Origin of the sequence: Streptomyces sp. NPDC060205 (assembly GCF_042728395.1) — a bacterium.
GTDB lineage: Bacteria > Actinomycetota > Actinomycetes > Streptomycetales > Streptomycetaceae > Streptomyces.
Genome location: NZ_JBHWZP010000426.1, coordinates 1 through 6,855, shown reverse-complemented (window position 1 = coordinate 6,855; position 6,855 = coordinate 1). Strand labels below are relative to the sequence as shown.

The window sequence follows — 6,855 nt, the reverse complement described above, 5'->3', positions numbered from 1 at the left end:
GGCCCCTGCCACGGTGAAAATCTTGTGAAGCGAAAATCCCCTGAAGCGTTGTCAGACAGGTAGCGTCTGACCTGCGGCCCGCACACAATGGGACGCACAATGAGGGCCGTCTGCGGGCATATGCGTGCCGATCGGGGGAACGCGTTCCCCCGATGGCCCGTCTCCACAAGCGAGGCGGCGCGTCATCTGCTGACAATGGCGAAGACCCTCGCGCAGTGTCCGTGCAGGCGAGACTACGATGGAAGTCTTCACGTCACAGCGCTCACCCTCGCCATCCTGAAAAGCCATCAAAAGCTCCACTTGGGAAGGCCAGACGAATCCTGATGGGGAACTCAATGTCGTTCATCGGCCGTGACATGGCTGTCGACCTCGGGACCGCCAACACGCTGGTGTACGTCAGGGGTCGCGGGATCGTACTCAACGAGCCGTCCGTCGTCGCGATCAACACCAACACCGGTGGCATCCTCGCGGTCGGCGCCGAAGCGAAGAAGATGATCGGGCGGACGCCGGGCAACATCGTTGCCGTGCGCCCGCTGAAGGACGGTGTCATCGCCGACTTCGAGATCACCGAGCGCATGCTCCGCTACTTCATCCTGAAGATCCACAAGCGGCGCTACCTGGCCCGCCCTCGCGTCGTCGTCTGCGTGCCCTCGGGCATCACGGGCGTCGAGCGCCGTGCCGTCATCGAGGCGTCGTCCCAGGCCGGCGCCCGCCAGGTGCACATCATCGAGGAGCCCATGGCCGCGGCCATCGGCTCCGGCCTGCCGGTCCACGAGGCCACGGGCAACATGGTGGTGGACATCGGCGGCGGCACCACCGAGGTCGCGGTCATCTCGCTCGGCGGAATCGTCACGGCACAGTCCATCCGGGTCGCCGGCGACGAGCTGGACAACGCGATCATCCAGCACATCAAGAAGGAGTACTCGCTCCTCCTCGGTGAGCGGACGGCAGAGCAGATCAAGATCACGATCGGTTCCGCGTACGACCTCGACAATGACGAACACACCGAAATCCGCGGCCGGGACCTGGTCTCCGGCCTTCCGAAGACCGTCGTGATCTCGGCGGCCGAAGTCCGCAAGGCGATCGAGGAGCCGGTCAACTCGATCGTCGACGCCGTCAAGACCACCCTGGACAAGTGCCCGCCGGAGCTGTCCGGCGACGTCATGGACCGCGGGATCGTGCTCACCGGCGGCGGCGCCCTGCTGCGCGGCCTCGACGAGCGGCTGCGGCGCGAGACGGGCATGCCGATCCACATCGCCGAGGACCCGCTGGACAGCGTGGCGCTCGGGGCCGGCAAGTGCGTGGAGGAATTCGAGGCGCTCCAGCAGGTGCTGGACGCCCAGCCGCGCAGATGACGTAACTCTTCGATTCCGCCGTACGAGATGATCCCTTCTCGTACGGCGGATCGTTGATATTGAGGCATAAGCTCCCCCACAACACCGCGGGTTCCGCCCGATCGGGCGCCGATCGGGTGCCCGACCGGATGCTCCGGGGTTCCTTCGGGGTTCCCCAGAGTTCGCCAGGACCCTCGGGAACCTGTTGGGTGAGCCATACATGAATTCCGACGAGGAAGGCACGGCCGTCGCACGTGAGGGACACACGAGAGAGCCGGCTGCTCCTGGTGCTGCTGATCGCCATCGCGTTCGCCTTGATCACGGTGGACATCCGCGGGGGTGAGGACTCCCCGGTCGACGGTGCCCGCCGTGGCGCCGCCACGGTCTTCGGCCCGATCGAGGACGGGGTGTCGACCGTCGTCGACCCCGTCGGCAACGCGATCCAGGCCGTGAAGGACTCCGGTGACCGCCACGACCGCGTCACGCAACTGGAGCGCGACAACGCCGAGTTGAAGGCGAAACTGGGCAGCGACGACCGCAACCGCAGCCGCAGCGCACAGCTCGACAAGATGCTCAAGACGGCGGGCGCCGGGCAGTACGGGATCAAGGGCGCCGAGGTCATCGCCATAGGAGCGGCCCAGGGCTTCTCCTGGACCGTCACCATCGACGTCGGCGCGAACGACGGCATCAAGCGCGACATGACCGTCCTGAACGGCGACGGACTGGTCGGCCGCGTCACCACGGTCGGCCCCGGCACCGCCACGGTCCTGCTCGCCAACGACCCCGACTTCACGGTCGGTACGCGCATGGAGTCCACCGACGAACTCGGCTTCGCGTCAGGACAGGGCGACCGCCCGCTGCGCGTGGAACTGCTCAACGGCAAGGCCAAGATCAAGAAGGGCGACCGTCTGGTCACCTTCGGCTCCCAGGCCGACAAGCCGTTCGTCCCCGGCGTGCCCGTCGGCCTGGTCTCCCGCGTCGACCCCTCCGGCGGCGACCTGACCCGCACGATCTACGTCACGCCGTTCGTGTCCTTCTCCAAGCTCGACATCGTCGGTGTCGTCGTCCAGGCCCCGCGCAAGGACCCGCGCGACGAGGTGCTGCCCGCCAAACCCAAGCCCACGCCCACGCCGACCGTGACCGTGACGGTCACGCCCTCGGCGAACGCGCCCGCCGACGGCCTGCAGCAAGAGCAGTAGGAGCTGACTTCCCCATGCGCTTCAACCGAATGCTGCTCTCCGCCACGCTGGTGATCGTCGCCCTGGTGATCCAGGTCAGCGTCCTGGCCCGGCTGCACCTGCCGGGCGCCGTACCGGACCTGCTGCTGCTCACCGTCCTCGGCCTCGCCCTCGTCTACGGCCACGTCGGAGGCGCCCTCGTCGGCTTCGGCGCGGGCCTGCTCGCCGACCTGGCCCCGCCCGCCGACCACGCCGCCGGCCGCTACGCCCTCGTGCTGTGTGTCATCGGCTACCTCGCCGGACTGGCCAAGCCCGACAACGGCCAGCTCAAGTCCGCCACCGGCCCCATGGCCGTCGTGGTGGCCGCCTCGATCGGCTCCACCCTGCTGTACGCGGGAGTGGGCGCCCTCGTCGGCGACACCGCCGCCCGCCATGTGGGCCTCGGCGGTCTGCTGTTCACGGCCGCCCTGTACGACCTGCTGCTCGCGCCGTTCGTGGTCCCCGGCATCATGGCCCTGGCCCGCCGCGCCGAGAACGATCCGCTCGCCGACACCGGCGGCTCCGGCAAGTCGACGGACGTCGCCGCGGGCTGGATCAGCTCCGGCACCGGCCTGCGCATCGGCAGCCAGCGCGGCGGACTGAGAGTGAAGGCCGCCAAGGCACGGATGGCCCGGGCGGGACGCATCAAGGGGGTCAAGCGACTGTGACCAACATTCCCGAGACCGGCCGGACCCCACGGGTCCAGATCCGGCTCATCGTCATCCAGATCCTCGTGCTGTCCCTCCTCGGCACGCTCGGCGGACGCCTGTGGTACCTCCAGATCCGCAACGGCGACGAGTACGCCAAGGAGGCCTCCGGCAACCACGTCCAGCAGGTCGTCAGCCCCGCCGTACGCGGCTCGATCCTGGACGCCCGCGGAGTGCCGATCGCCGACAACGAGACCCGGCTCGTGGTCTCCGCGTCCCGCACCGACCTGCTGAAGATGAAGGACGACGGCGACGCCGTCCTCGCCAAGCTCGCCGACGTCCTCGGCCTGAAGGCCGCGGACGTCCGGGACAAGGTCCGGCTGTGCGACGCGAAGACGCCCCAGCCCTGCTGGAACGGCTCGCCCTACCAGCCGATCCCCATCACCGACGAGGCCACGCCCAAGCAGGCCCTGCAGATCCGCGAGCGCGCCGAGGACTTCCCCGGCATCACCGCGGAACCGCAGGCCGTGCGCCGCTACGCCGCCCCCGGCAAGGCCAACACCGCCCAGGTCCTCGGCTATCTCTCGCCCGTCACCGACGAGGAGATCACCAAGGCCGAGAACACCGACTCGCCGTATCTGCGCTCCGACCAGGTCGGCCGCTCCGGCCTGGAGCGCCAGTACGACAAGCAGCTGCGCGGCAAGGCCGGCGTCACCCGCTACGAGGTCGACAACCTCGGCCGCGTCATCGGCCAGGCCGAGAGCGACGAGGCCCAGCCCGGCGCGAACGTCGTCACCAGCATCGACTCCCGCGTCCAGCGCGTCGCCGAGTACGAGCTGAACGAGGCGATGAAGGTCGCCCGTACCGAGTTCGACAAGAACACCGGGGAGAACTACAAGGCCGACTCCGGGGCGGTCGTCGTCATGGAGGCCAAGACCGGCCGGGTCGTGTCCATGGCGTCCAACCCGTCCTACGACCCGAACGCCTGGGTCGGTGGGATCTCCGGCAAGGACTACACGGCGCTCACCGGCAAGGCCTCCAACTACCCGCTCCTGAACCGCGCGATCCAGGGCCAGTCGGCGCCCGGCTCGATCTTCAAGGTCGTCCCGACCGCCGCCGCCATAAACGCCGGCTACTCCTTCAACGGCCCCTACCAGTGCGCCGCCTCGTACTCCATCGGCGGTCAGGTCTTCAAGAACTTCGAGTCCAAGGGGTACGGCCCGATCAGCCTCGGCCGCGCCCTGGAGGTCTCCTGCGACACCGTCTTCTACAGCCTGTCCCACCAGGAGTGGAAGAAGGACGGCGGCATCAAGCCGAAGAAGAACGCCAAGGACTGGTTCTACAAGACGGCCCACCAGTTCGGCCTCGGCAAGGAGACCGGCATCGACCTGCCGAACGAGGTCACCGGCCGCGTCCCCGACCGCAAGTGGAAGTCGGACTACTGGAAGGCCAACAAGGACGCCTGGTGCAAGTACGGCAAGAAGGGCGGCTCGTACGCCCAGCAGATCGCGTACGAGAACTGCCTCGAAGGCAACCGCATGCGCGCCGGTGACTCCGTCAACTACTCGATCGGCCAGGGCGACACCCTCGTCACACCGATACAGATGGCGACGATCTACGGGGCCATCTCCAACGGCGGCACGCTGTACAACCCGACCGTCGGCAAGGCGATCGTCAGCCCGGACGGCAAGAGCGTCCAGGAGATCGAGCCGAAGTCGCACGGCAAGCTGCCGATGACGAAGAAGACCCGCGACGAGATAGACGGTGCCCTCGCGGGAGTCGCGACCCGCGGTACGGCCGCCTGGCGGTTCGGCGGCTGGCCGCAGGACGAGATCCCGATGCACGCCAAGACGGGTACGGCCGAGGTCTACGGCAAGCAGACGACCTCGTGGTTCGCCACGTACACCAAGGACTACACGGTCATCATGACCATCTCCCAGGGCGGTACGGGCTCCGGCGCCTCGGGCCCCGCCGTGCGCAAGATCTACAACGCGCTGTACGGGGTCTCCGAGGACGGCAAGATCGACAAGAAGAAGGCGCTGCTCTACACGCCGCAGAAGAACCTGCCCAAGGTCGAGAAGGACGGGTCGATCGACTCCCCGAAGGCCGAGGTCTACCCGCCCAAGGCGGAGGAGCAGGCCACCGAGGAGGGGCAGCAGCAGGTGGCGGGCGACAACCCGGCGGCCACCGTGCCCAACCAGAACACCGGCACCAACCGGGACACCCGCAGGCGCTCGGCGCGCCGCTCGAAGAAGAGGCGGAGGTCGCTCGTATGACCGGCGGGAACGGCTTCTCCGTCTCCGGATACGGGCCGGAGCGGGCCAGTTGGACCCGGGTGTTCGCCCGTGACTCGCTGGCCCGCAGGCTCGACTGGCCGATACTGTTCGCGGCCATCGCGCTCTCCCTCATCGGCGCGGCCCTCGTCTACTCGGCGACCCGCAACCGCACCGAGCTGAACCAGGGCGACCCGTACTACTTCCTGTTCCGGCATCTGCTCAACACGGGCATCGGCTTCGGCCTGATGATCGGCACGGTCTGGCTCGGCCACCGCACCCTGCGCACGGCCGTCCCGATCCTGTACGGGCTCTCCGTGTTCCTGGTCCTGCTGGTGCTGACCCCGCTCGGCGCGACCATCAACGGCGCCCACGCGTGGATCGTCATCGGCGGCGGCTTCTCGCTCCAGCCCTCCGAGTTCGTGAAGATCACGATCATCCTGGGCATGGCGATGCTGCTGGCGGCCCGGGTCGACGCGGGCGACAAACCGCACCCCGACCACCGCACGGTCGTGCAGGCCCTCGGCCTGGCCGTCGTACCGATACTGATCGTCCTGCTCATGCCCGACCTCGGGTCGGTCATGGTCATGGTCATCATCGTGCTCGGTGTGCTGCTCGCCTCCGGCGCCTCCAACCGCTGGATCTTCGGCCTGATCGGCGCCGGTGCGCTCGGGGCCGTCGCGGTCTGGCAGCTCAAGATCCTCGACGACTACCAGATCGCCCGCTTCGCCGCGTTCGCCAACCCCGCGCTGGACCCGGCGGGCGTCGGCTACAACACCAACCAGGCACGCATCGCGATCGGCTCCGGCGGGCTGTTCGGCACCGGCCTCGGCAAGGGCTCGCAGACCACCGGGCAGTTCGTGCCCGAGCAGCAGACGGACTTCGTCTTCACGGTCGCGGGGGAGGAGCTGGGCTTCGTCGGGGCCGGGCTCATCCTGGTCCTGCTGGGCGTCGTGCTGTGGCGGGCCTGCCGGATCGCCCGCGAGACGACCGAGCTGTACGGGACGATCGTGGCCGCGGGGATCATCGCGTGGTTCGCGTTCCAGGCGTTCGAGAACGTCGGGATGACGCTCGGGATCATGCCGGTGGCGGGGCTGCCGCTGCCCTTCGTCTCCTACGGAGGGTCGTCGATGTTCGCCGTGTGGGTGGCGGTGGGGTTGTTGCAGTCGATCCGGGTGCAGCGGCCCATGTCGGCGTAGTCGTTCCACTGGGTTTGGCGTTGCCCCGAGGCGAGGGTGGATTTTCGGGTGCCGGTTCGTTGTGGCTGGGCGCGCAGTTCCCCGCGCCCCTTCGGGGCGCAGGCCTGCGCCCCTCTTACAGGGGTCGGGGTACTGCCTCTAAATTCAGGTCATGGCGGACACCAAGCGTGAGATCGAGCGTAAGT

Annotated in this window: 5 protein-coding genes; all 5 read left to right on the top strand. The window is 68.3% G+C overall.

What is annotated here, in order from left to right; translation table 11 throughout:
• The first annotated feature begins 335 nt into the window (after positions 1 to 335).
• The 5 genes from ACFWGJ_RS39935 (at position 336) to rodA (ending at position 6,670) form a co-directional block, all read left to right on the top strand.
• The gene (locus ACFWGJ_RS39935) at positions 336 to 1,355 is read left to right on the top strand and encodes a rod shape-determining protein (RefSeq protein WP_107016277.1); all 1,020 of its coding nucleotides are present in this window, start codon (positions 336 to 338) and stop codon (positions 1,353 to 1,355) included.
• A 233-nt stretch (positions 1,356 to 1,588) separates the two neighbouring features.
• Complete coding sequence (gene mreC, locus ACFWGJ_RS39930) at positions 1,589 to 2,533, top strand: rod shape-determining protein MreC (protein WP_387333861.1); 945 nt, start codon at positions 1,589 to 1,591, stop codon at positions 2,531 to 2,533.
• A 14-nt stretch (positions 2,534 to 2,547) separates the two neighbouring features.
• Positions 2,548 to 3,219, top strand: a complete 672-nt coding sequence (gene mreD / locus ACFWGJ_RS39925) for a rod shape-determining protein MreD (protein WP_210882648.1) — start codon at positions 2,548 to 2,550, stop codon at positions 3,217 to 3,219.
• Positions 3,216 to 5,474, top strand: coding sequence for a penicillin-binding protein 2 (gene mrdA / locus ACFWGJ_RS39920; RefSeq protein ID WP_387333860.1), 2,259 nt, complete (start codon positions 3,216 to 3,218; stop codon positions 5,472 to 5,474). The genes mreD and mrdA overlap by 4 nt, the downstream gene beginning before the upstream one ends.
• Positions 5,471 to 6,670, top strand: coding sequence for a rod shape-determining protein RodA (gene rodA / locus ACFWGJ_RS39915; protein WP_387333859.1), 1,200 nt, complete (start codon positions 5,471 to 5,473; stop codon positions 6,668 to 6,670). Before mrdA ends, rodA begins: the two co-directional genes overlap by 4 nt.
• Positions 6,671 to 6,855 lie beyond the last annotated feature (185 nt).